This window comes from Pseudomonas sp. NFACC45 (assembly GCF_900113505.1).
Lineage (GTDB): Bacteria > Pseudomonadota > Gammaproteobacteria > Pseudomonadales > Pseudomonadaceae > Aquipseudomonas > Aquipseudomonas tehranensis.
This window is the reverse complement of sequence record NZ_FOPO01000009.1, coordinates 274,102-295,094: the sequence shown is the minus strand read 5'-3', so window position 1 is coordinate 295,094 and position 20,993 is coordinate 274,102. Positions and strand designations below refer to the sequence as shown.

Sequence of the window (20,993 nt, the reverse complement as noted above, 5' to 3'; positions counted from 1 at the left end):
CGCAGGCTTCGCCAGCGCCTACAAAAGCGCGAAGCGGTGATGTGTGGATGGGCGTCAGGCTTGCTTGAGCTTGATCAGTTTCTTGATCAATGGTCGCCCGACCATCAAAAAGAACACCGGTCCACCGGCGACCAGATAAAAGTAATAGGTTACCGCCCGCCAGATCAGAATCGCCGCTGCCGCCGTGGATTTGCCCACCATCGGCGCCAGCAGTGCCGCCGAGGTCAACTCAGCCGCCCCGGCGCCGCCGGGCAGCAGGCTGAACTGCCCCGCGCTCAAGGAGAGCATCTGGATCAGGAAACTCCAGGCCCACTGCAAATCCGCGCCCAATCCCCTCAACGCCAGATATAACACGCTGTAGCGCAGCGCCCAGTGAAGGCACGTCAGGCCGAAGACCTGAAACAGGGTTTGACGGGGCAATTTCAGGGTGTCGGTAAATGCCGCCAGAAAGTGCAGGATCTTGCGTCCCCAGCGTTGGCGAGTGGCGGTCTTTACCCGCAAATGTCGCAATAACCGCGCGCCCAGCAGAATCAGTTTGCGGTGGTAGCGGGCCACCAGCACGCAGCCGAACAGTCCGCCAAACAACGAGAAGGCACTCAATGCCAGCATCCATTCGATGCGCTGGCTGAGGTTCTGGAACAGTGCATAAAACAGGATGCCGACCAAGGCGCAGAGGAAAAACAGCAGATCGCTCAACTGATCCATGGCAAACACCGCGCTGCCATGGGCCGGACGCACGCCATTACGCGCCAGCAATGCCATCAGCGTCAGCGGCCCGCCACTGCCGCCGGGCGTGGCGCACATGGCGAACTCGGTGGACATGACGACGCCAATGCTTTTCAGCCGGCCGACGCGCCCGCGGTGTTCACCCAGCAGCAAACGCAGACGCACGGAGTTCAAGCCCCAGCAGAGGACAATCATGCCGAGCATGGTCAGCAGCAATGACAAGGGAAAGCGCTGCACCCGCGACCACATCTCCCCGCCACCCATCAGCCACGGCACCAGCAGCGCCATGAGCAAGGCGGCGCTCAGCCAGATCAGCCGTTTCATGCGGCGTCGCAGGCCCGCAGGCCTTGGGTCATCAGCCATTGGACCTTGGTCAACGGCTCGCGACCGTCGTTGAGCAGGCGCTCGAGGGTGCGCAACCAATAATCCCGGGAAAAGTCGTGACGCATGTCGACGGGATGCAGGCCTAGGCGAATGACTGGCGCCTGGCGCCAGCGCTGTTCACGTTGATCATTGATGACTTTGGAAAGGCCACGGCGCCAGGCGCTGCGGGCGCTCCAGACCAACCCCGGGGCGTCGAGCGGGGTGAAGTCCGGCAAGCGATAGAGGTGCTGGGGATCGCTGGTGTAACTCAGTGGCAACTGGCGCAGTGCCTGGCGCGTGCCTTCGCTCATGAGCCAGGCCGGCGCGACGAAACCCTCCAGCGGCCACTGGTAGCGCTGGAAGATTTCGACACCCGCGCGCAGGCGGGCGAGGGCCGCCTCCTCGCCGAGGCTGTAGAACTCGCCTTCGTGGGTATAGACCCGGCGCATGAACCAGTCCTTGGGATGCGTCGCCGGCGGACCGTCGTCGCAATGGTAATAGCCGTGCAGCACCAATTCGTCGCCGCGCTCGACCCTCTCGTCGAGCAGGCGTCGAAAGCCTGGGTGATGCTCCAGCGCGTTGGTGTGGTGAAAGTCCGGCACCACCAGCCAGGTCATTGGCACGTGGCCAAGGGCGTCGACAGCTTCGACAAAGGGCTGGTAGTCAGGCCAGGTTTGCGGCGCCACGTCATGCAACACCAACAGCAGGCTGGGCGAGTGATTGATCGACACGGATGTCACCTCAACCATTGGCCAGCAGGGGCAGTTGTTCACCCAGTACGCTGTAGTAGTGCCCCAACAGGCTGTTGACCACCGAGTCCCACGCGTAGTGGCGCTCCACGTGCTGGCGCGCCAGCACACCGCGTCGCTGGCAGCCTTCGGCAAACAGCTGCCGCACGGCGTTGGCCATGGCCTGTGGATTGTCGGGTGTGCACAGCAGGCCGCAGTCTTCGTGGACGATTTCGGTGAAGGCCCCGGCCGCCACCGCCACCACGGGGATGCCGCTGGCCATGGCTTCAAGGATTACCAGGCCGAAGGTTTCCTGGTCGCCGGCATGCACCAAGGCATCGGCGCTGGCCATCAGCCGGGCGACTTGCGGCGCCGGACAGAACTCATCGACCACCGTAACATTGTCCGGCACCACAGCGGGCATGGACGAACCCACCAGCAGCAGGTGATAACGCTCGCCCAGGCGTTTCATGCACTTGAGCAGCACCGGCAGGTTTTTTTCCCTGGAACCGCGGCCGGCGAAAATCAGCAGGCGGGTGTCTTCGGCGATTCCCAGTTCGGCTCGCAGTTCCGGGTCGCGGGCGGCGGGGTTGAAGGTTTGCAGATCCACGCCCAAAGGCTGCACGTAGACATTCTTGACCCCAAGCCCGGTCAACTTGTCGGCCATGACCTGGCTCGGCGCCAGGACCCGGTCGAAATTGCCGTACAACTTGCTGACATAGGCTTCGATGTTGGGCGTGAACCAGTTGCCCATCCGGTTGCTGACCAGCAGCGGCAGATCGGAGTGATAGAAACCGATCACGGGCACATCGAGCTGACGCCGGGCGTCCAGGGCAGCCCATGCGGTCAGGTAGGGATCACCGACTTCAATCAGGTCTGGTTGTAAATCACGCAGGACATTGCGCCAAGGTGCCAGGCGAAGCGGGAAGCGATAGCCCTTGCCGAAAGGCAGCGCGGGGGCGGGAACCTGATAGATCCCGTCGTGCTCGCTCAAATGCGCGCCGGGGATCAACAGACTGTGACGAATGGCGGGCCGATCACTCAGGCGCCGGTGCTTGGCATCCAGATAAGTGCGCACGCCGCCGCTGGCGGGGGCGTAGAACATGGTTATGTCCGCTATGTGCACGATGAACATCCCTCCGGTCTGTATTCTCCTTTGTTGACCTTTAGTAAGAATAGATGTTCGGTTGGGGTTGTGGGGGGAGGGAGTCAATGAGGTGATGTGGCGTTTGACGGGCCCCCATCGCGAGCAGGCTCGCTCCCACAGTGGATCTGTGTACACAAAACCGATGTGGGAGCGAGCCTGCTCGCGATGGCGTCAGTCCAGGCCTCAGATGCGGAAACTGCCCACCAGTTGCTTCAACCGCGCCGCCTGCTGCTCAAGGTCTGAGCAGGCACGCAATGTCGATTGCAGGTTCTCCACGCCTTCCTGGTTCAGCGTGTTGATCTCGGTGATGTCCACGTTGATGGATTCCACCACGGCCGTCTGCTCCTCGGTGGCGGTGGCCACTGACTGGTTCATGCCATCGATTTCGCCGATGCGCTGGGTCACGCTGTTCAGACGCTCACCGGCCAGGTTAGCGATTTCCACGCTTTCCTGGCTGTGGCGCTGGCTGTCGTTCATGGTTGTGACCGAATCCCGGGCGCCAACCTGCAATTCCTCAATCATGGTCTGCACCTGTTGCGCCGATTCCTGGGTGCGGTGGGCCAGGTTGCGCACTTCATCGGCCACCACGGCAAACCCGCGCCCGGCCTCACCGGCCCGGGCCGCCTCGATCGCGGCATTGAGGGCCAGCAGGTTGGTTTGCTGGGAAATACTGGTGATCACTTCCAGGATCTGGCCAATGTTCACGGTTTTGCTGTTCAGCGATTCAACGTTGCTGCTCGAAGCACTCAGCAAGTCGGACAAGCGATTCATCGCGGCGATGCTGCGATCCACCACTTGTTGGCCGTCCTCGGCCAAGCCACGGGCGTCGCTGGCCTGATGGGACGCTTGCGCTGCATTGCGGGCGATTTCCTGAGCAGCGGCGCCTAATTGATTGATGGCCGCGGCAACGCTGTTGGTGCGACTGGCCTGCTCGTCGGAATTGACCATCGAGGAGTTCGACGCGCTCACCACCCGCAAGGCAACTTCGTTGACGTGTTCGGTGGCAGAGGACACTTCGCGGATCGAATTATGGATACGTTCCACGAAGCGGTTGAACGCCGTGCCCAGAATGCCGAATTCGTCCTGATTCTGGATCGTCAGGCGTTTGGTCAGGTCGCCGTCGCCATCGGCGATGCCCTCCATCGCCCGGGTCATCACATGCAACGGCTGGATCAGCAAGCGGATCAACATGCTCAGCAGCGCAATGATGAACGCCACGGCAATGACCGTCGCCACGACGGCCGAGGTGCGGAAATCGCTGAGCATCGAGTAGGCCTTGTCTTTATCCACCGACACGCCGACGTACCAGTTCACCGAGGGCAGGCCCTTGATCGGCGTGAAGGTCACGATGCGCGTATGGCCATCGACCTCGACTTCGCTGACTTGGTCGCTGATCTTCGGGGTGTTCGTCGGGTAGGCTTCGGCCAGGGTTTTCATGACCAGGGCTTTATCCGGGTGGACCAGGATCTTGCCGTCGGCGCTGATCAGGTAGGCATACCCCATGCCGTCGAAATCCACGGTCTTGAGGTTGTCCACAATGGTCTGCAGGCTCAGGTCGCCGCCCACGACACCGACATTTTGCGTGGCGTTTTTCGAGGCGCTGGCGATGGAAATGATCAGCCCGCCGCTGGCAGCGTCGATGTAGGGCTCGGTCAGGGTCGAGGTGCTGCTGCTTTGTGCGCCTTTGTACCAAGGACGTACGCGCGGATCGAAACCGTCAGGCATCTTCGCATCGGGACGAATGATAAAACTGCCCTGGGCATCGCCAAGGTAGGACGCCATGAAGGTCGAGGTCAGCGCTTTCTGTTCCAGCAGGTGGGTGACGCTGCTCGGGTCCGGTGTGACGGCGATGTTCTGGGCCAGGTTCTCGATAAGCAGGATGCGGCCGGTCAGCCAGGTCTGAATGTTGTTTGCCGTGACAGCACCCATTTCATGCAGGTAGCTGTCCAGGTCGTCACGGATGGCGTTGCGTTGCAGGTAATCGTTGTAGGCCGTGAAGGAAGCGAAGGCTGCAATCACGATGAGCGCGGCGGCTATTAGAATTTTGTGGCTAAAGCGCAGGTTTTTATTCATGGCTCGGGGGGTCCGCTAAGGTCTTGATACGCTAAGCGTGCTTATATACAAGCGCGCAAAAATGGCTTCATAGTGAAAAAAAGCTGATATTTCCTTCTCTCCTTAGGGAATTATCCGACCTTGTTTTCAGTAGGGTCTGTCGCTTTAGATATCGGCCATGCAAGGCCATAGATTAATCACAGGTGACGAAATGCCTGACTCATCGCAACTTGTTATTGGCGCCGACCTTGCCGGCCAACCCATCGCCCAGGCCATGCGCCTGGCCAACCGTCATGGTTTGGTGGCGGGTGCCACCGGCACCGGCAAGACTGTCACCTTGCAACGCCTGGCCGAGACGTTCAGTGATGCCGGCGTTGCGGTATTCGCTGCAGACATCAAAGGCGACCTGTGCGGCCTCGGCGCCGCCGGCAACCCCCAAGGCAAAGTCGCCGAGCGTATCGCCGGCATGTCCTGGCTCGGCCACACCCCCCAGGCGTATCCGGTGACCCTGTGGGACATTCACGGCAAATCCGGTCATCCGTTGCGCACCACCCTGAGTGAAATGGGCCCGCTGTTGCTCGGCAGCCTGTTGGAACTCACCGACAGTCAGCAATCGGCGCTGTACGCGGCCTTCAAGGTTGCCGACCGCGAAGGTCTGTTGCTGCTGGATCTCAAGGACTTGAAGGCGCTGCTCAATCACCTCAGGGACAACCCCGAGCTGCTGGGGGACGACGCCGCTTTGATGACCACCGGTTCCAGCCAGGCTTTGCTGCGGCGCTTGGCCACATTGGAGCAACAAGGCGCCGATGCGTTGTTCGGTGAGCCGGCCTTGCAGTTGGAAGATATTCTGCAACCGGCCAGCGACGGCCGCGGCCGCATCCATTTGCTGGACGCCAGCCGTCTGGTGCATGAAGCGCCGAAAGTCTATGCCACGTTCCTGCTCTGGCTGCTGGCCGAGTTGTTCGAGCAATTGCCCGAGCGCGGCGACGCGGACAAACCGCTGCTGGCGCTGTTCTTCGATGAGGCCCATCTGCTCTTTGCCGATACCCCCAAGGCGTTGCAAGAACGGTTGGAACAGGTCGTGCGGCTGATTCGCTCCAAAGGCGTGGGGGTGTATTTCGTCACCCAGTCGCCAGGAGACTTGCCGGACGACGTGCTGGCGCAGTTGGGCCTGCGCATCCAGCACGGCCTGCGGGCCTTTACCACCAAGGAGCAGAAATCCCTGCGGGCAGTGGCGGACGGTTTCCGGCCCAATCCGCAATTCGATGCCCTGACGGTGCTGACCGAGCTGGGTATTGGCGAAGCCTTGGTCGGCACCCTGCAGGAAAAGGGCACGCCGGAGATGGTCCAGCGCGTGCTGGTGGCACCGCCCCAGTCGCGGATCGGGCCGTTGACCGAAGCCGAACGTGCCGGGCTGATTGCCGGTTCGCCGTTGCAGGGGCGTTATGACAAACCCATTGATCGCGAGTCGGCCTATGAAGTGCTGATGGGACGCAAGGGCTTGGAGCCGCAAGCCGAAGAGGCTCAGGGCAAGGCGACTGCTGAAGAACCGAGCTTCACCGACAAGGCCGGGGAGTTTCTCGGTACGGCGGCCGGCCAGGCATTGAAATCGGCGATGCGCCAGGCGGCCAATCAGTTGGGCCGGCAGTTGGTACGTGGGTTGATGGGGTCGTTGCTGGGGAGCAAAAAACGCCGGTAGTTTTAACAGGGGGGGTGGCTGATATACCGCTATCGCGAGCAGGCTCGCTCCCACAATGGTCCTGTTTCGTGCACAAAATCTGTGTTCACCGAAGATCCCCTGTGGGAGCGAGCCTGCTCGCGATAGCTATTCAATAGGCCCTGAAGATATCAATCCTTGGGCCGCGCATGCGCCGCCAGCCGCTCCAGCGCCGCCCGCAGGTTGGGGTCGCTGATGCCGTCCGCAGTGGCCTGGATGGTGGCGGCTGCGTCGGTGGACAAGTCCAGCGTGTGCCCCTTGACGGCGACCTGCACCGTGGGCGGTTGTACCTTGAACAGAATCCGCGTCAGGCCGGCAAATTCCTCGAACGCCTGCAATTGCCTCAGCAAGCGCTTTTGCTGATAGCGCAAGCGCGTGGCCCAGTGCCCGTCCGTGACGATCAGCAGCAGACTGCCTTCGCGCCAGGAGGCCACGTGGCAATGCTCGCGAGCGGCGGGCTGTAATTGGCTGTCCAGCAGGCGCTGCAAGTGACCCAGTCGTTTGGCGTGGCCGAAGATGGCTTTCAGCGGTTTGGCTTCGCGCAGCAGAACGGCGGGAACCTTGGCTGGAAGAGGGCGAAAGGCCATGAACGAATACCGCAAGTGACAGAGGCGCCATGGTAGCAGAAACCGCCGAGTGCGCCGCCACCGCTCGCCGCGGGCGCCCTTGTCCGCCCAATCAATGAATAACTTCTCTCGTTTGTGGGTTGAAGTTCCCGTAAAAGCCCTTATTTTAGGGAGGCCCCGTCACAGCGCTGTGCCAGCATCGTGGAATAACGCCACTTTCCTCACCATCGTTTCCGGGTAGAATGCTCGTTCGCATGCGGCCATGAGGGCTGCACGGGCGACTCACGGGGCCGCCCTCCATCCCTTTAGTGTGGAAGATCCTGCCGATATGTTTGCGCCTTTGTTAAAGAAACTTTTTGGAAGCAAGAACGAGCGTGAAGTCAAACGCATGCTCAAGACGGTACAGATCGTCAATGCCTTCGAAGAGCAAATGGTGGCCCTTTCGGACGATCAGTTACGCGCCAAGACTGCCGAATTCAAGGACCGCATCGCCAAGGGTGAAACCCTTGACCAGCTCCTGCCCGAAGCCTTTGCGGTTGCCCGTGAAGCCGGCAAGCGGGTGATGGGCATGCGTCACTTCGACGTTCAGTTGATCGGCGGCATGACCTTGCACGAAGGCAAGATCGCTGAAATGCGTACCGGTGAGGGCAAGACCCTGGTGGCGACACTGGCGGTATACCTCAATGCACTGTCCGGCAAGGGCGTGCATGTGGTGACGGTCAACGACTACCTGGCCCGCCGTGATGCCAACTGGATGCGCCCGCTGTATGAATTCCTCGGCCTGACGGTCGGGGTGGTCACGCCGTTCCAGCCGCCGGAAGAAAAACGCAGCGCCTACGCCTGCGATATCACCTACGGTACCAACAACGAATTCGGTTTCGACTACCTGCGCGACAACATGGCGTTCAGCCTGGATGAAAAATTCCAGCGTGAACTCAACTTTGCCGTAATCGACGAAGTCGACTCCATTCTCATCGACGAAGCCCGTACCCCGCTGATCATTTCCGGGCAGGCCGAGGACAGTTCCAAGCTGTACATCGAGATCAACAAGCTGATCCCGCAGCTGGAACTTCACGTCGAAGAAGTCGAGGGTGAAGTGACCAAGGCCGGCCATTACACGGTCGACGAGAAGACCCGCCAGGTCGAGCTCAATGAAGCCGGTCACCAGTTCATTGAGGAAATGCTCACCCGCGTCGGCCTGCTGGCCGAGGGCGAGAGCCTGTACTCGGCCCATAACCTGGGCCTGTTGACCCACGTTTATGCCGGTCTGCGTGCCCACAAGCTGTTCCATCGCAACGTCGAGTACATCGTCCAGGACGGCCAGGTTGTGCTGGTGGATGAACATACCGGCCGGACCATGCCGGGCCGTCGCCTGTCCGAAGGCCTGCACCAGGCCATCGAAGCCAAGGAAGGTCTGAACATCCAGGCCGAGAGCCAGACCCTGGCCTCGACCACTTTCCAGAACTACTTCCGCCTGTACAACAAGCTGTCCGGCATGACCGGTACCGCCGACACCGAAGCGTTCGAATTCCATCAGATCTACGGCCTGCAAGTGATGGTGATCCCGCCTAACAAGCCGCTGGCCCGTAAAGACTACAACGACCTGGTGTTCCTCACCGCCGATGAGAAATACGCGGCGATCATTGCCGACATCAAGGAATGCATGGCCCAGGGCCGTCCAATCCTGGTGGGTACCGCCACGATCGAAACTTCCGAGCACATGTCTGCATTGCTCACCAAGGAAGGTATCGAGCACAAGGTCCTCAACGCCAAGTTCCACGAAAAAGAAGCCGAGATCATCGCCCAGGCCGGTCGTCCGGGTGCCCTGACCATTGCCACCAACATGGCCGGTCGTGGTACCGACATCCTGTTGGGTGGCAACTGGGAAGTGGAAGTCGCCTCCCTGGAAAACCCGACGCCCGAGCAGATCGCGCAGATCAAGGCCGACTGGCAGAAGCGTCATCAACAGGTGCTCGAGTCCGGTGGTTTGCAGGTGATCGCTTCCGAGCGTCACGAATCGCGTCGTATCGACAACCAGCTGCGTGGCCGTGCCGGTCGCCAGGGCGATGCCGGTTCCAGCCGCTTCTATCTGTCGTTGGAAGACAGCCTGATGCGTATCTTCGCTTCTGATCGGGTGAAGAACTTCATGAAGGCCCTGGGCATGCAGCCCGGCGAAGCGATCGAACACCGGATGGTGACCAACGCCATCGAGAAAGCCCAGCGCAAGGTCGAGGGCCGCAACTTCGATATCCGCAAGCAATTGCTGGAGTTCGACGACGTCAACAACGAACAGCGTAAAGTGATTTATCACATGCGTAACAGTTTGTTGGCCGCCGACAACATTGGCGAAACCATCGCCGATTTCCGCCAGGACGTGCTCAACGCAACCATCAGCGCCCACATTCCGCCGCAGTCGCTGCCTGAGCAGTGGGATGTCGCCGGCCTGGAAGCTGCCTTGCAGAGCGACTTCGGCGTGGCGTTGCCGATCCAGCAATGGCTGGACGAAGACGATCACCTGTACGAAGAAACCCTGCGCGAGAAGCTGCTGGCCGAACTGATCGCTGCGTACAACGAGAAAGAAGACCAGGCCGGCGAAGAAGCGCTGCGCTCCTTCGAGAAGCAGATCGTGCTGCGGGTGCTGGACGACCTGTGGAAAGACCACCTGTCGACCATGGATCACTTGCGCCATGGTATCCACCTGCGTGGTTACGCCCAGAAGAACCCCAAGCAGGAGTACAAGCGCGAGTCCTTCACGCTGTTCTCCGAGTTGCTGGATTCGATCAAGCGCGACTCGATCCGCGTGTTGTCCCACGTTCAGGTTCGCCGCGAAGACCCGGTCGAAGAAGAAGCCCGTCTGCGTCAGGAAGCCGAAGCCCTGGCCGCGCGCATGCAGTTCGAGCACGCCCCGGCCCCAGGCCTGGAAGTTGCCCAGGAGGAGGGCGCCGAGGTGGATGTTGCCTTGGCGACCGCGCCGGTACGTAACGAGCAGAAGCTGGGCCGCAACGAGCTGTGCTATTGCGGTTCGGGCAAGAAATACAAGCATTGTCACGGGCAGATTCAGTAACACCCGTTTCAAACGCTGAACGACCCGCGCCGCGACCGGCTTTCAGCCGTCGCGGCGTTTTGCCATTTTGATTCGCCGTCTCGATTAAGGCGGTGTCGATTTATCTATTTAGGAGCGCATTCATGGCTGTTGGTCTTGGTCCGTTGCCAACGTTGCACCCGGTTGCCGGTTTTGAACTCGGTATCGCCTCGGCGGGCATCAAGCGCCCAGGGCGCAAGGATGTCGTGGTCATGCGTTGCGCTGAAGGTTCGACGGTGGCCGGCGTGTTTACCCTCAACGCCTTTTGCGCAGCCCCCGTCATCCTGGCCAAGCAACGGGTCCAGGGGCCGGTGCGTTACCTGCTGACCAACACCGGAAACGCCAACGCCGGCACCGGTGCCCCAGGCCTGGCCGCCGCCGAGCGTACTTGCGCCAAACTGGCCGAGCTGACCGGCGTCGACGCCAGCCAGGTGCTGCCGTACTCCACCGGTGTGATCGGCGAACCGTTGCCGGTCGAGAAGATCGAAGGCGCGTTGCAGGCCGCTCTGGATGACCTGTCGGAAAACAACTGGGCCGCTGCCGCTACCGGCATCATGACCACCGACACGCTGCCCAAGGGGGCCAGTCGTCAGTTCCAGCACGATGGCGTGACGGTCACCGTCACGGGCATCAGCAAAGGCGCCGGCATGATCCGCCCGAACATGGCGACCATGCTTGGCTATATCGCCACTGACGCCAAAGTCTCCCGGCAGGTGCTGCAAGACCTGATGCTCGACGGCGCCAACAAGTCGTTCAACCGCATCACCATCGACGGCGACACCTCCACCAACGACTGCTGCATGCTGATCGCTACCGGCAAGGCCGACCTGCCGGAAATCACTGAAGCCAGTGGTGCGCTGTTCACCGCCCTCAAGCAGGCCGTGTTCGAAGTGTGCATGGAGGTGGCCCAGGCCATCGTCCGTGACGGCGAAGGCGCGACCAAATTCGTGACCGTGCAGGTCAACGGCGGCGGCAACCATCAGGAATGCCTGGATGTCGGCTACACCGTGGCGCATTCGCCCCTGATCAAGACTGCACTGTTTGCCTCCGACCCGAACTGGGGCCGGATCCTCGCCGCGGTCGGCCGTGCCGGTGTGCCGGAGCTGGACGTGAGCAAGATTGACGTGTTCCTCGGTGAAGTTTGCATCGCCAGCCAGGGCGCACGCGCCGCCACCTACACCGAAGCCCAGGGCGCGGCGGTGATGCAGCAGGAAGAAATCACCATTCGTATCGAGCTGGGACGGGGTGATTGCAGCGAAACGATCTGGACGACCGACCTGTCCCACGAGTATGTGAAGATCAACGCTGAGTATCGGACTTAACAGTTCGGGATCGAGTTGCGCCAATCGCGAGCAGGCTCGCTCCCACAGGGGTTCGTTGGGTGATATAAAAAGTAGTCACACCACAATTTCCTCTGTGGGAGCGAGCCTGCTCGCGATGGCGCCCGTACAGATTCGACACAATTTCTGATTGACCCATAAGAAAGGATTCCAGACATGAGCCTGCACCTGATCATCGGCGACAAACACCTTTCCTCCTGGTCCTTGCGCGGCGCTTTGGCCCTGGCGTTGACCGGCGCAAAGTACACCGAGGAACTGGTCAGGCTCGACCAACCCGACACCCGTGAAAAACTGCTCAAGTATTCAGCCACCGCCAAGGTCCCGTTGCTCAAGACCGAATTCGGTGTGATCGCCGACTCCCTGGCGATTGCCGAATACCTGGCGGAACAGTTTCCAGACGCCGGCCTCTGGCCCAGGGACGTAGCGGCCCGGGCTCAGGCACGTTCGGCCTGCGCACAAATGCACAGCGGTTTTTTTGCCATCCGTAGCCACATGCCATTTGACCTGACCCGCGATGCGCCGCTGGAGCCTATGCTGGCGGAGGTCCTGACGGAGATCCAGCGGATGCTGGCGCTGTGGGCCGAGTGCCGTGCCGCGGCGACTGAAGCCGGGCCCTACCTGTTTGGCCGCTTGAGCCTGGCCGACGTGTTCTTCGCGCCGGTGGCCGTGCGCTTGCGCACCTATCAGGTGGCGTTGCCCGAGGTCGATGCGGCCTATGTCGAAACTATCTATCAATGGCCGGCGTTCAAGGCGTGGCAACAGGCCGGCCTGGAGGAAACAGCGCGGTGAAACGAGTCCATGTAGCGGCGGCGGTCATTCGTGACGCTGCCGGCAAAATCCTGATCGCCCGACGGGCCGACACTCAGCACCAGGGCGGCCTCTGGGAGTTTCCCGGTGGCAAGGTCGAGGCGGATGAGTCCGTCGAAACCGCCCTGGCCCGAGAGCTTCATGAAGAGCTGGGGATTGTGGTCGACACCGCCCGGCCGCTGATCAAGGTGCGCCATGATTATCCGGACAAACAGGTGTTGCTGGATGTCTGGGAAGTCTCGGCGTTCACCGGCGAGCCCCACGGCGCCGAAGGGCAACCGTTGGCCTGGGTCACGGGCCGGGAGCTTTTGAACCATGAGTTCCCGGCGGCCAACCAGCCGATTATCGCGGCGGCCCGTTTGCCGGGCGAATATTTGATCACCCCTGAAGGCCTCGAAACGCCGCAGTTGCTGCGCGGCATACAAAAGGCTATTGCCGGCGGGATCAAACTGCTCCAGCTGCGCGCCCCCAACGGCTACGATCCGCAATACCGCGATCTGGCGGTGGACGCGGCAGGTTTGTGCGCCGGCAAGGCCCAGTTGATGCTCAAGGGGCCCTTCGAATGGCTGGGGGACTTTCCTTCCGCCGGCTGGCACATTACCGCCGCGCAACTGCGCAAGCATGCTGCGGCCGGTCGACCTTTTGGCAAGGACCGTTGGTTGGCGGCGTCCTGCCACAACGCCGAAGAGTTGTCCCTGGCGCAGCAGATGGACGTGGACTTCGTCACGCTCTCGCCGGTGCAACCGACCCAGACCCATCCCGAGGCCCAACCGCTGGGGTGGGAAGAGGCTTCGCGATTGATTGAGGGCTTTAACCGGCCGGTGTATCTGTTGGGTGGGGTCGGGCCTGACGAACGGCAGCAAGCCTGGGCAGCGGGCGCGCAGGGCGTGGCGGGGATTCGAGCGTTTTGGCCTGGGCCTTGATTGGGTGGGGTGTTCGCGGGCCTCATCGCGAGCAGGCTCGCTCCCACAGAGAGTCTGTTGCGTGACATGGATACTGGTTACACCACAAATCCCATGTGGGAGCGAGCCCGCTCGCGATGAGGTCCTGCCAGGCGACCCAGCTCAACTCCCAGGCTTGGCAGCCGCCACCCACAGCACCTCCGCCACCCCCTGCCTGCGGGCAATGACCCGCGCCGCGACGAACAACAGATCCGACAGGCGATTGATATACGCCAGTCCCGGTCCGGCCAATGGCTCCACGGCGTTCAACTGCTGACAGCGGCGTTCGGCGCTACGGGCCAGGCTGCGGCAGACATGGGCCTGGGCGATCAGTGTCGAACCGCCGGGCAGGATGAAGTTCTCCAGCGGCCCCACTTCTTCGTTCCATGCATCGATGGCGGCTTCCAGACGCTCGACCTCCAGCGCGTTCAAGGCCTGATACGCCGGCATCGCCAGTTCACCGCCCAGGTCGAACAGCCGGTGCTGACACGGCGCCAAGACCTCGATCAGCTCCTGTAGCGCCGGATATTCAGCTACCTCTACAGCAAGGCTGGCGAGCAACAATCCCAACTGACTGTTGAGTGTGTCTACCTCGCCAATGGCCTCGATCCGTGGATGGTCCTTGGCTACACGGCGACCATCCCCCAACCCGGTTTCACCTTTGTCGCCGGTGCGGGTGTAAATCTTCGACAGGCGAAAACCCATGTTCAGCGCTCCAGTTGCTTGTGTTCCTGCGGCACCATTGAAGGGCCAGTCAACGGCAGGCGCAAGGTGAAGCAGGTGCCCTGGCCCGGCGCGGACTGCACTTCCATCTGGCCCTTGTGGTTATTGGTGATGATGAAATACGACACCGACAGCCCCAGCCCGGTCCCTTGGCCGATTTCCTTGGTGGTGAAGAACGGTTCGAAGGTGCGTTTGCGCACGTTCTCGCTCATGCCGATGCCATTGTCCTCCACCTGGATCTCCGCCCATGGTGGGTTCAACCGCGTGCGCAGGATAATCCGGCCGGGTTCGCTGTCGTCCTGGCGTTGATGGATCGCCTGGGCGGCGTTTTTCAGCAGGTTGAGCAGTACTTGCTCCAGCTCGTTGGCGGTGCCGGGCACTGGGCCCAGGTTCGGGTCGAACTGCCGGATGATCGCCTGGCCCTTGAAATCGAAACCGATCGCCAGGTCAAAGTCGTTACCGGCGATTTCCACCGCCTGGTCGATCAGCGCCGGCAGGTCGCAGGGGGCCATCTGCCGGGTGCTGCGCCGGCTGAAGCTGAGCATGTGGGTGACGATTTTCGCCGCCCGGGCGCCGGCCTGCTGGATGCCATCGAGCAATTGCGGGATTTCCCGGCTTTGCAGGTAAAGGTTTACCCTTTGCAGTTCGATATTCAGTTGTTCGGCCTGTTCGATGTTCTTCGGCAGCTCCGGCGACAGACGCCGACGGATGTTTTGCACGTTGTGCAGGATGGCTCCCAACGGGTTGTTGATTTCATGGGCCATGCCCGCCGCGAGTCCGCCGACCGAGAGCATCTTCTCCGACTGCACCATCATTTCTTCCAGCGACAGACGCTGGGTGATGTCATCGATGCGGATCACCACGCCGCGGCCGGCGCCGCCCATCAGTGGATAGAAGGTCAGGGCATAGTGCCGGGCCTCGTCGTCCTTGGTCCAGGTGACACGTTCGATCTTCGCCACCGTGTGCTGTTCGACCGTTTGCTTGAGCTGCGGCAGATAAGGCTTGAGCGGTTCGAAGGCGAGGAAGATCGGCTGGTTCAGCGCCTCGTCCAGGCGTGTGCCGGAGAGGGCGCTGGCTTCCTGATTCCATTGGGTGACGTAGAGCTGTTCGTCGAGGGCAATCAGGGCCGAGGGCATGGAATCGATAATGCTGTTGAGGTAGTTCTGGAAGCCGGTGAGTTTTTTCTCGATCTTGCTGCGCACCTGGACTTCCAGTTCCAGTTTGCGATTGGTGTGGCGGGTTTCTTCCGCCAGGCCCTGGGCCTGGTCGTAGGCAGCCTGGGAATCGTCCCGCGCGCGCTTGAGCTGCTGCTCCCGGGCTTCGATCCGCGAGAGCATGGTGTTGAACGCCTCGGCCAAGCTGCCGATTTCGTCGTGGTTGCCGCGGGCGGCGCGCAGGGAATAGTTCTCCTCGCGGGTGACCTGGCGCGACAGCTCCTCGAGCTGATGAATCGGCTGGGTGATCAGGCGCTTGATCTGCTGGGCAATGACCAGCCACAGCAATACGCTGAAAATCAGGATGCCGAGGCTGGCGGTCAAGGTGCCGGTGTAGAACGCCGTCGGCAGTTCGCTGCTGGCCACCAGCAACAGATGACCCGGCGCCGTGCCGGGACGGGGCAGGGTGATGACCTGATTGCTGCGAAACTCACTGGCTTGCCATGCCTGCATATGGCGGTAATGGTCCGGCAGCTTGAGCTTTTCGCCCTCCTGCAGTTGCGCCAGGCGTTCACCTTCGCCGTCATACAAGGCAGCGGCCCGCAACGGTGTGTAGCTGTTGAGTTCATCCAGCAAGCGCTGGGCGGTCTGGGGTGACTGGAGGGCGTCGGCGATCAGGCTCGGATTGGCCACCAGTCGACCGATGGTCTGCAGGGCCTGGGGCGCCATGCTTTCCTGGGAGATGTAATAGGCGGCGCTGATAAAGGTCAGGTTGGCCACCAGCAGGACGGTGGTCAACAACACCAGCAGGGCGGCCAGCAATTTCTGGCCGACCGGGAGGTTTTCAAGGCGCTGGCGCAATGGCATCGGACTCTTCGTTAAAAAGGAACACGAGGGCCAGCGTAGCCGCTGCTCAGTCGCCGGGCAATCCGAGGTTGTGCAAGTGGGCAATCAGTCGCTGCCGCACTTGTTCCAGATGGGGCACCGCCAACCGGTGGCGCTCGGCAACCTTGCACGCGTGGCCGAGCAGGTAGCTGATTTCGGTGCGGCGCCCATTGGCGACGTCTTGGTACATCGAAGAGTAGTTGGCGGCGGTGGCCTGGATGACCCGTTCGACTTCCGGCTGCAAGTCTTCGGCTGCCATGGGCTGGCCGCAGCGTTCCAGCAGGTCCGTGAGTTCTGCGCAGAGGGTCGCCACTTCGCAGTGATGCGCCTGCAAGCCGCCGTTCTTGCAGTGGTGCAGGACGGTCAGTGGGTTGATCGCACAGTTGAGCGCCAGTTTGCGCCACAGGCGGGTGAGGATGTCAGCCGTCCATTCGTGGGGAATGCCGGCGGCGGTGAGGTCGTCCAGCCAGATCGGTGCCACCGGGTGCGCGGGGTCGCCCAGCCAGGTGTAGCCGTGGCCGGCGAACACCACGCGCCAGTCACCGTCGCGGAACGCCCCTTCGGTACTGGAGGCACTGATGCAGCGGGCCAAGGGAACACGATTGGCGACCGCGTCCTGACTGCCGAGGCCGTTCTGCAGCAGGATCAGTTCCGAGTCGGCGCTCAGCCGATGGGCCACAGAAGCCACGGCCGCTTCGGCGTCATAGGCTTTGCAGGCCAGGAGCAGGCGTGTGATCGGCTCGGGGGCGTCGGATGTTTGCCCGGGCACCGGGTAATGCCGGGCCTGGCCCTGTTCCACCAGCGTCAGCCCCCCGGCGGCCTGATAGGTCTGCAAGCGTTGTTCATTGCGCAGTACCAGTCGCACCGGCAAACCGGCCCGGGCCAGGCGCGCTGCCCACAACATGCCGAGGCTGCCGGCCCCCAGGACATGCCAGGTGGTGGACATCAGTTTTTTACTCGGTTTGGCGCAGGCATCTGGGGGCTCGCAGTGTCGACAGGAAAAGACCGTTATAATGAGCCCGATTTTAACCACAAGCCAAGCACGCGCCTTTGTTACGGGCGCGTCTTTTTTATTGGAGAACACTACATGCCGTCATTCGACGTGGTATCCGAACTGGACAAACACGAAGTCACCAACGCCGTTGAAAACGCCGTCAAGGAACTCGACCGTCGTTATGACCTCAAGGGCAAGGGCAGTTTCGAGTTCAAGGAGAAGGACCTGACCGTCAATCTGACCGCCGAGGCCGACTTCCAGCTTGAGGCAATGATCGAGATCCTCAAGCTGGCCCTGGTCAAGCGCAAGATCGACGTTCAGTGCCTCGAGGTCAAGGACGCCTATGCCTCGGGCAAGCTGATGAAGCAGGAAGCCGTGCTCAAGGAAGGCATCGATAAGGAACTGGCGAAGAAAATCGTTGCTCATATCAAGGACGCCAAGCTCAAGGTGCAAGCCGCCATCCAGGGCGAGCAAGTGCGCGTCACCGGCAAAAAACGTGATGACTTGCAGGAAGCCATCGCGGCACTGCGGGGCAAGGAATTCGGCATGCCTTTGCAGTTCAATAACTTCCGCGACTGATACTCAACTGTATGGAGACCTGTGGCGAGGGAGTTCACTCGCGCCGGGTTCCGTAGGAGCTGCCGAAGGCTGCGATCTTTTGATCTTTTGATCTTTCGCTTGAGGTTCGGGTGGTTTGGGAAAGATCGCAGCCTCGTTTCACTCGACAGCTCCTACGCAGCTCCTACGCAGCTCCCGCGCGGCGGCAGCGGGGCGGTGGGAGCAAGGTGTTTGCATCGGTCTTACGTGGTAACAGGAATAAAGGAGAAGTAGATGGACTTGAACGCTGAAGTGGACAATTTGATCAAGGCGTCCGAGGCCTGGATCCCCATGATTATGGAGTACGGCAGCCGGGTGCTGCTGGCGGTGATCACGCTGGCCATCGGCTGGTGGCTGATCAACAAGGTAACCCGCAAACTCGGCGGGCTGCTGGCACTGCGCAATGCCGACCTGGCGCTGCAAGGGTTCATCAGCAACCTGGCGAACATCATCCTCAAGATCCTGCTGATCGTCAGTGTGGCGTCGATGATCGGCATTGAAACCACCTCGTTCATCGCGGCCATTGGTGCGGCGGGTCTGGCGATCGGTCTGGCGTTGCAGGGCAGCCTGGCGAACTTCGCCGGTGGCGTGCTGATTCTGTTGTTCCGCCCGTTCCGCATCGGTGACTGGATCGAAGCCCAGGGCGTGGCCGGTACGGTCGACAGCATCCAGATCTTCCACACCGTGATTCGCACCGGTGACAACAAAACCGTCATCGTACCCAACGGCAACCTGTCGAACGGCATCATCACCAACACCAATCGCCAGCCGACCCGCAAGGTGGTGTTCGATGTAGGCGTGGATTATCAGGCCGACCTGCAAAAGGCTCGCGAAGTGTTGTTGGAGTTGGCCAAGGACGAGCGCGTACTGGCCGACCCGGCTCCTCAAGCAGTGATCTCTACCCTGGGGGACAGTTCTATTACCGTGTCGTTGCGGGTATGGGTCAAGACGGCGAATTACTGGGATGTGATGTTCATGTTCAATGAACAGGCCAGGGATCGTTTAAAGGACGCGGGGATTGATATTCCGTTTCCACAGCGCGTTATTCGTATGGTTCACGAAGGGGCCGCGCAGTAACCCTTGGATGATAGGCTTCGATTGTTAGTTAGCTTGCTAATTGCGAAGTTGCTTTAAGCTTGTAATGGGCACAAAAAAACCGCTCACCTGAATCAGGTGAGCGGTTTTTTATGTGTTGCGGGTGTAACTATCGAGTGACCGCTGAATTACAAGATGCTCAGCGGGTATTCGACGATGAAGCGGAAGTCGTTGTTGTCACGGCCAACACCGGTGCTTCCACGATAGAACGCGCTACGAACGCGGAAAGACAGGTCTTTGGCTGGACCGCTCTGCATCACGTACTTGGTTTCGATGTCGAGCTCGTGTTCTTTAGCGTCGTCGTTAGTGGCGGTGTCAATGTTGTCACCGGTGATGTAACGGGTCATGAAGCTCAGGCCAGGAACGCCGTAGGTTTTCATGTTCAGGTCGTAGCGAGCCTGCCAGGAACGCTCGTCTTTATTGTTGAAGTCGGAGTACTGGACGGAGTTGGCGAGGAAGATAGTGCCGTTGCCGTCAGCGCCATATTGGTAGCCAGCGTCACCGGTGGAGCGTTGGTGGGCGAGGGTGAATTTGTGAGCGCCAATGCTATAAGCCGCTGCGAGGGACCAGATCCGGTTGTCAGCTTCACCAGCAAGCTCCTGACCTTCGCCCTTCGTGTCGTAGCCGTTGAAGTCGAAGTTCAGCGACTGATCTTCGTTGATTGGCAGGGTGTAGTTCAGGTTGAGGTATTTCTTTTTATAGAAATCTTCAATGTCGGAAGCAGCAACACCGGCTACAAAATTGTCGGTGAACTGATAGGTTGCACCAGCAATGTTAGCGGATTTAAGGCCGGTACCGTTGATGGTGTCGCGCCCCATGCCAGTCTGATCGCTCAAGGAGGTGAAGCGACCTGCGCTCAGTTCCAGGCCCTTGATTTCGTTGCTGGTGATCAGGGTGCCGGTTGCAACTTCTGGCAGCAAACGGCTGTCGTCGGTGGCGAACACTGGGCTGCTGGTGAACTGGTTACCGTATTTCAGAACGGTGTCGGACAGACGGAATTTAACCGCGCCGCCAGCCTTCGATTGAGTCTTTTCCAGATTGTTATCGCTGTCCGCGGCGAACAAGCCGTTACCGCGACGACCGGTGCCGCCGTCGAAGCGGACGGAGCCCAGTGCGAAAGCATCAACGCCTACGCCGACGGTACCTTGGGTAAAGCCCGACTCGTAGATAGCACGTACGCCAAGACCAGCTTCTTCACGATAACTTTGTTCGTCGCTAGCGTTGTTCTTCCAATCACGATTCATGTACAGCATACGGCTCAGAACGTTCAGGCTCTGATCTTCAAAAAAGCCCTTGGATTCTTCCTGGGAAGAGGCCATTGCGAACTGCGAGGTACTGGCCGAAACAGCCAGTGCGATCATGCTCCACTTCATCACGCGCATCGTGATTTGCTCCTTTGGTTTTTAGAAGAGTCTTGCCGTCCCACCTGTTTTTTTATCTGGGCGGCTCTTTCTTTTTGTGTCGGCGCGAACTTATATCACGACGACATTCATTGGCGATACTTGCCCATCCAATCTTTCAGCTTCTTTACGACCCTGTCGCCAATGGCTCGATCCATGTCGTATTTAGGCTGTTCCGGCGCAATCGGACACACAACTCGAAGTTGCTTCTTTTTTCCCGGCGTCGGTGTAAAGAGTCCTTTGTTACTGCGCTTGAAGCTCCCTGTGGGCAACCTTGCCACTTTATTTATAGGCCAGCAGGTTTTCGCTTCCGGCGAGACCCTGTAGGCAATGTGGGGATGAATGCAACAAGCATGCTCAAACCCGGTTTTTGTTCACGTTTTTTTCACATTCTCCCTGCCGGCGCAGTGAAACCTCATGAAACCGGGCTCCAAAGGCCTTGTTTTAATTAGGGTTGACTGTCGTGCTGCTCTCGTGTTTACAGCAGCTAAACGCCGCGAGACAACCAAAAACGTTACCGGTTCACCCTCTCAGTGAGTAGATCACGGATGCTTTGTGCACTGAGCGTAGACGCGTTGTGCTGTTTTGGTGCAAAAAACTTCATCCTGTACGAAAATTTTACAGGCTCGGTGCAGGATGCAACGTTCGCAGCGCCCGTCTCAGGCCTATGTGTTAC

16 protein-coding genes and 1 pseudogene are annotated in these 20,993 nt (G+C 60.4%); 7 read left to right on the top strand and 10 right to left on the bottom strand.

The window, feature by feature from the left end:
* Window positions 1-54: 54 nt before the first annotated feature.
* From BM132_RS18500 to BM132_RS28970, 5 genes and pseudogenes are all read right to left on the bottom strand, one after another.
* Window positions 55-1,050 (bottom strand): glucosaminyl phosphatidylglycerol flippase, encoded by a 996-nt coding sequence (locus BM132_RS18500; protein ID WP_092393375.1) that lies wholly within the window; start codon window positions 1,048-1,050, stop codon window positions 55-57.
* Complete coding sequence (locus BM132_RS18495) at window positions 1,047-1,838, bottom strand: N-acetylglucosaminyl phosphatidylglycerol deacetylase (RefSeq protein WP_092457586.1); 792 nt, start codon at window positions 1,836-1,838, stop codon at window positions 1,047-1,049. The genes BM132_RS18500 and BM132_RS18495 overlap by 4 nt, the downstream gene beginning before the upstream one ends.
* Window positions 1,831-2,952, bottom strand: a complete 1,122-nt coding sequence (locus BM132_RS18490) for an N-acetylglucosaminyl phosphatidylglycerol synthase (RefSeq protein WP_092457584.1) — start codon at window positions 2,950-2,952, stop codon at window positions 1,831-1,833. Before BM132_RS18490 ends, BM132_RS18495 begins: the two co-directional genes overlap by 8 nt.
* Window positions 2,953-3,147: 195 nt before the next feature.
* Entirely contained in the window at window positions 3,148-3,912 is a 765-nt protein-coding gene (locus BM132_RS28975; RefSeq protein ID WP_370695207.1) for a methyl-accepting chemotaxis protein, read from the bottom strand.
* 93 nt (window positions 3,913-4,005) lie between these two features.
* Window positions 4,006-5,037: pseudogene (locus tag BM132_RS28970) on the bottom strand (cache domain-containing protein); the annotation flags it as partial.
* A gap of 190 nt (window positions 5,038-5,227) precedes the next feature.
* Between BM132_RS28970 and BM132_RS18480 the strand changes: the two are divergent.
* Window positions 5,228-6,715: a helicase HerA-like domain-containing protein gene (locus BM132_RS18480; protein ID WP_092457578.1), complete on the top strand. Its 1,488-nt coding sequence runs from the start codon at window positions 5,228-5,230 to the stop codon at window positions 6,713-6,715.
* 149 nt (window positions 6,716-6,864) lie between these two features.
* Here the strand turns inward: BM132_RS18480 and BM132_RS18475 are convergent, their stop codons facing one another.
* On the bottom strand, window positions 6,865-7,320 hold the full coding sequence (locus tag BM132_RS18475) for a DUF721 domain-containing protein (protein ID WP_092393357.1): 456 nt from the start codon (window positions 7,318-7,320) through the stop codon (window positions 6,865-6,867).
* 307 nt (window positions 7,321-7,627) lie between these two features.
* Here BM132_RS18475 and secA point away from each other — a divergent pair, with 307 nt between their 5' ends.
* From secA to BM132_RS18455, 4 genes are all read left to right on the top strand, one after another.
* A complete protein-coding gene (secA, locus tag BM132_RS18470; RefSeq protein ID WP_092457575.1) occupies window positions 7,628-10,363 on the top strand; it encodes a preprotein translocase subunit SecA in 2,736 nt (911 codons plus the stop codon).
* A 122-nt stretch (window positions 10,364-10,485) separates the two neighbouring features.
* On the top strand, window positions 10,486-11,703 hold the full coding sequence (gene argJ / locus BM132_RS18465) for a bifunctional glutamate N-acetyltransferase/amino-acid acetyltransferase ArgJ (RefSeq protein ID WP_092457572.1): 1,218 nt from the start codon (window positions 10,486-10,488) through the stop codon (window positions 11,701-11,703).
* A 174-nt stretch (window positions 11,704-11,877) separates the two neighbouring features.
* Window positions 11,878-12,510 carry a glutathione S-transferase family protein gene (locus tag BM132_RS18460; RefSeq protein WP_092457569.1) on the top strand — a complete coding sequence of 211 codons (633 nt, stop codon included), beginning with the start codon at window positions 11,878-11,880 and terminating at the stop codon, window positions 12,508-12,510.
* A complete protein-coding gene (locus BM132_RS18455; RefSeq protein WP_092457566.1) occupies window positions 12,507-13,451 on the top strand; it encodes a Nudix family hydrolase in 945 nt (314 codons plus the stop codon). Before BM132_RS18460 ends, BM132_RS18455 begins: the two co-directional genes overlap by 4 nt.
* 141 nt (window positions 13,452-13,592) lie before the next feature.
* Here BM132_RS18455 and BM132_RS18450 read toward each other — a convergent pair whose 3' ends face one another.
* The 3 genes from BM132_RS18450 to BM132_RS18440 are packed head-to-tail and all read right to left on the bottom strand — an operon-like array spanning window position 13,593 to window position 17,177.
* Window positions 13,593-14,174, bottom strand: coding sequence for a cob(I)yrinic acid a,c-diamide adenosyltransferase (locus BM132_RS18450; RefSeq protein ID WP_092457563.1), 582 nt, complete (start codon window positions 14,172-14,174; stop codon window positions 13,593-13,595).
* 2 nt (window positions 14,175-14,176) lie between these two features.
* The gene (locus BM132_RS18445) at window positions 14,177-16,213 is read right to left on the bottom strand and encodes a sensor histidine kinase (protein WP_092393339.1); all 2,037 of its coding nucleotides are present in this window, start codon (window positions 16,211-16,213) and stop codon (window positions 14,177-14,179) included.
* A gap of 46 nt (window positions 16,214-16,259) precedes the next feature.
* The gene (locus BM132_RS18440; RefSeq protein ID WP_092457560.1) at window positions 16,260-17,177 is read right to left on the bottom strand and encodes a putative 2-dehydropantoate 2-reductase; all 918 of its coding nucleotides are present in this window, start codon (window positions 17,175-17,177) and stop codon (window positions 16,260-16,262) included.
* A gap of 141 nt (window positions 17,178-17,318) precedes the next feature.
* Here BM132_RS18440 and BM132_RS18435 point away from each other — a divergent pair, with 141 nt between their 5' ends.
* Together BM132_RS18435 and BM132_RS18430 are read left to right on the top strand one after the other, a co-directional pair.
* The gene (locus BM132_RS18435) at window positions 17,319-17,804 is read left to right on the top strand and encodes a YajQ family cyclic di-GMP-binding protein (protein WP_003205057.1); all 486 of its coding nucleotides are present in this window, start codon (window positions 17,319-17,321) and stop codon (window positions 17,802-17,804) included.
* A 252-nt stretch (window positions 17,805-18,056) separates the two neighbouring features.
* On the top strand, window positions 18,057-18,899 hold the full coding sequence (locus BM132_RS18430) for a mechanosensitive ion channel family protein (RefSeq protein WP_092457557.1): 843 nt from the start codon (window positions 18,057-18,059) through the stop codon (window positions 18,897-18,899).
* A gap of 146 nt (window positions 18,900-19,045) precedes the next feature.
* Here BM132_RS18430 and BM132_RS18425 read toward each other — a convergent pair whose 3' ends face one another.
* Entirely contained in the window at window positions 19,046-20,299 is a 1,254-nt protein-coding gene (locus BM132_RS18425; RefSeq protein WP_092457554.1) for an OprD family porin, read from the bottom strand.
* Window positions 20,300-20,993: the final 694 nt, after the last annotated feature.

What these genes read in the sequence shown, in the direction of transcription:
- BM132_RS18475 (WP_092393357.1), bottom strand. Translation starts at nt 7,320, where the DNA reads ATGGCCTTTCGCCCTCTTCCAGCCAAGGTTCCCGCCGTTCTGCTGCGC.
- BM132_RS18500 (WP_092393375.1), bottom strand. Translation starts at nt 1,050, where the DNA reads ATGAAACGGCTGATCTGGCTGAGCGCCGCCTTGCTCATGGCGCTGCTG.
- BM132_RS18450 (WP_092457563.1), bottom strand. Translation starts at nt 14,174, where the DNA reads ATGGGTTTTCGCCTGTCGAAGATTTACACCCGCACCGGCGACAAAGGT.
- BM132_RS18430 (WP_092457557.1), top strand. Translation starts at nt 18,057, where the DNA reads ATGGACTTGAACGCTGAAGTGGACAATTTGATCAAGGCGTCCGAGGCC.
- BM132_RS18480 (WP_092457578.1), top strand. Translation starts at nt 5,228, where the DNA reads ATGCCTGACTCATCGCAACTTGTTATTGGCGCCGACCTTGCCGGCCAA.
- BM132_RS18435 (WP_003205057.1), top strand. Translation starts at nt 17,319, where the DNA reads ATGCCGTCATTCGACGTGGTATCCGAACTGGACAAACACGAAGTCACC.
- BM132_RS18440 (WP_092457560.1), bottom strand. Translation starts at nt 17,177, where the DNA reads ATGTCCACCACCTGGCATGTCCTGGGGGCCGGCAGCCTCGGCATGTTG.
- secA (WP_092457575.1), top strand. Translation starts at nt 7,628, where the DNA reads ATGTTTGCGCCTTTGTTAAAGAAACTTTTTGGAAGCAAGAACGAGCGT.
- argJ (WP_092457572.1), top strand. Translation starts at nt 10,486, where the DNA reads ATGGCTGTTGGTCTTGGTCCGTTGCCAACGTTGCACCCGGTTGCCGGT.
- BM132_RS18490 (WP_092457584.1), bottom strand. Translation starts at nt 2,952, where the DNA reads ATGTTCATCGTGCACATAGCGGACATAACCATGTTCTACGCCCCCGCC.
- BM132_RS18460 (WP_092457569.1), top strand. Translation starts at nt 11,878, where the DNA reads ATGAGCCTGCACCTGATCATCGGCGACAAACACCTTTCCTCCTGGTCC.
- BM132_RS18495 (WP_092457586.1), bottom strand. Translation starts at nt 1,838, where the DNA reads ATGGTTGAGGTGACATCCGTGTCGATCAATCACTCGCCCAGCCTGCTG.
- BM132_RS18445 (WP_092393339.1), bottom strand. Translation starts at nt 16,213, where the DNA reads ATGCCATTGCGCCAGCGCCTTGAAAACCTCCCGGTCGGCCAGAAATTG.
- BM132_RS28975 (WP_370695207.1), bottom strand. Translation starts at nt 3,912, where the DNA reads ATGGTCAATTCCGACGAGCAGGCCAGTCGCACCAACAGCGTTGCCGCG.
- BM132_RS18425 (WP_092457554.1), bottom strand. Translation starts at nt 20,299, where the DNA reads ATGCGCGTGATGAAGTGGAGCATGATCGCACTGGCTGTTTCGGCCAGT.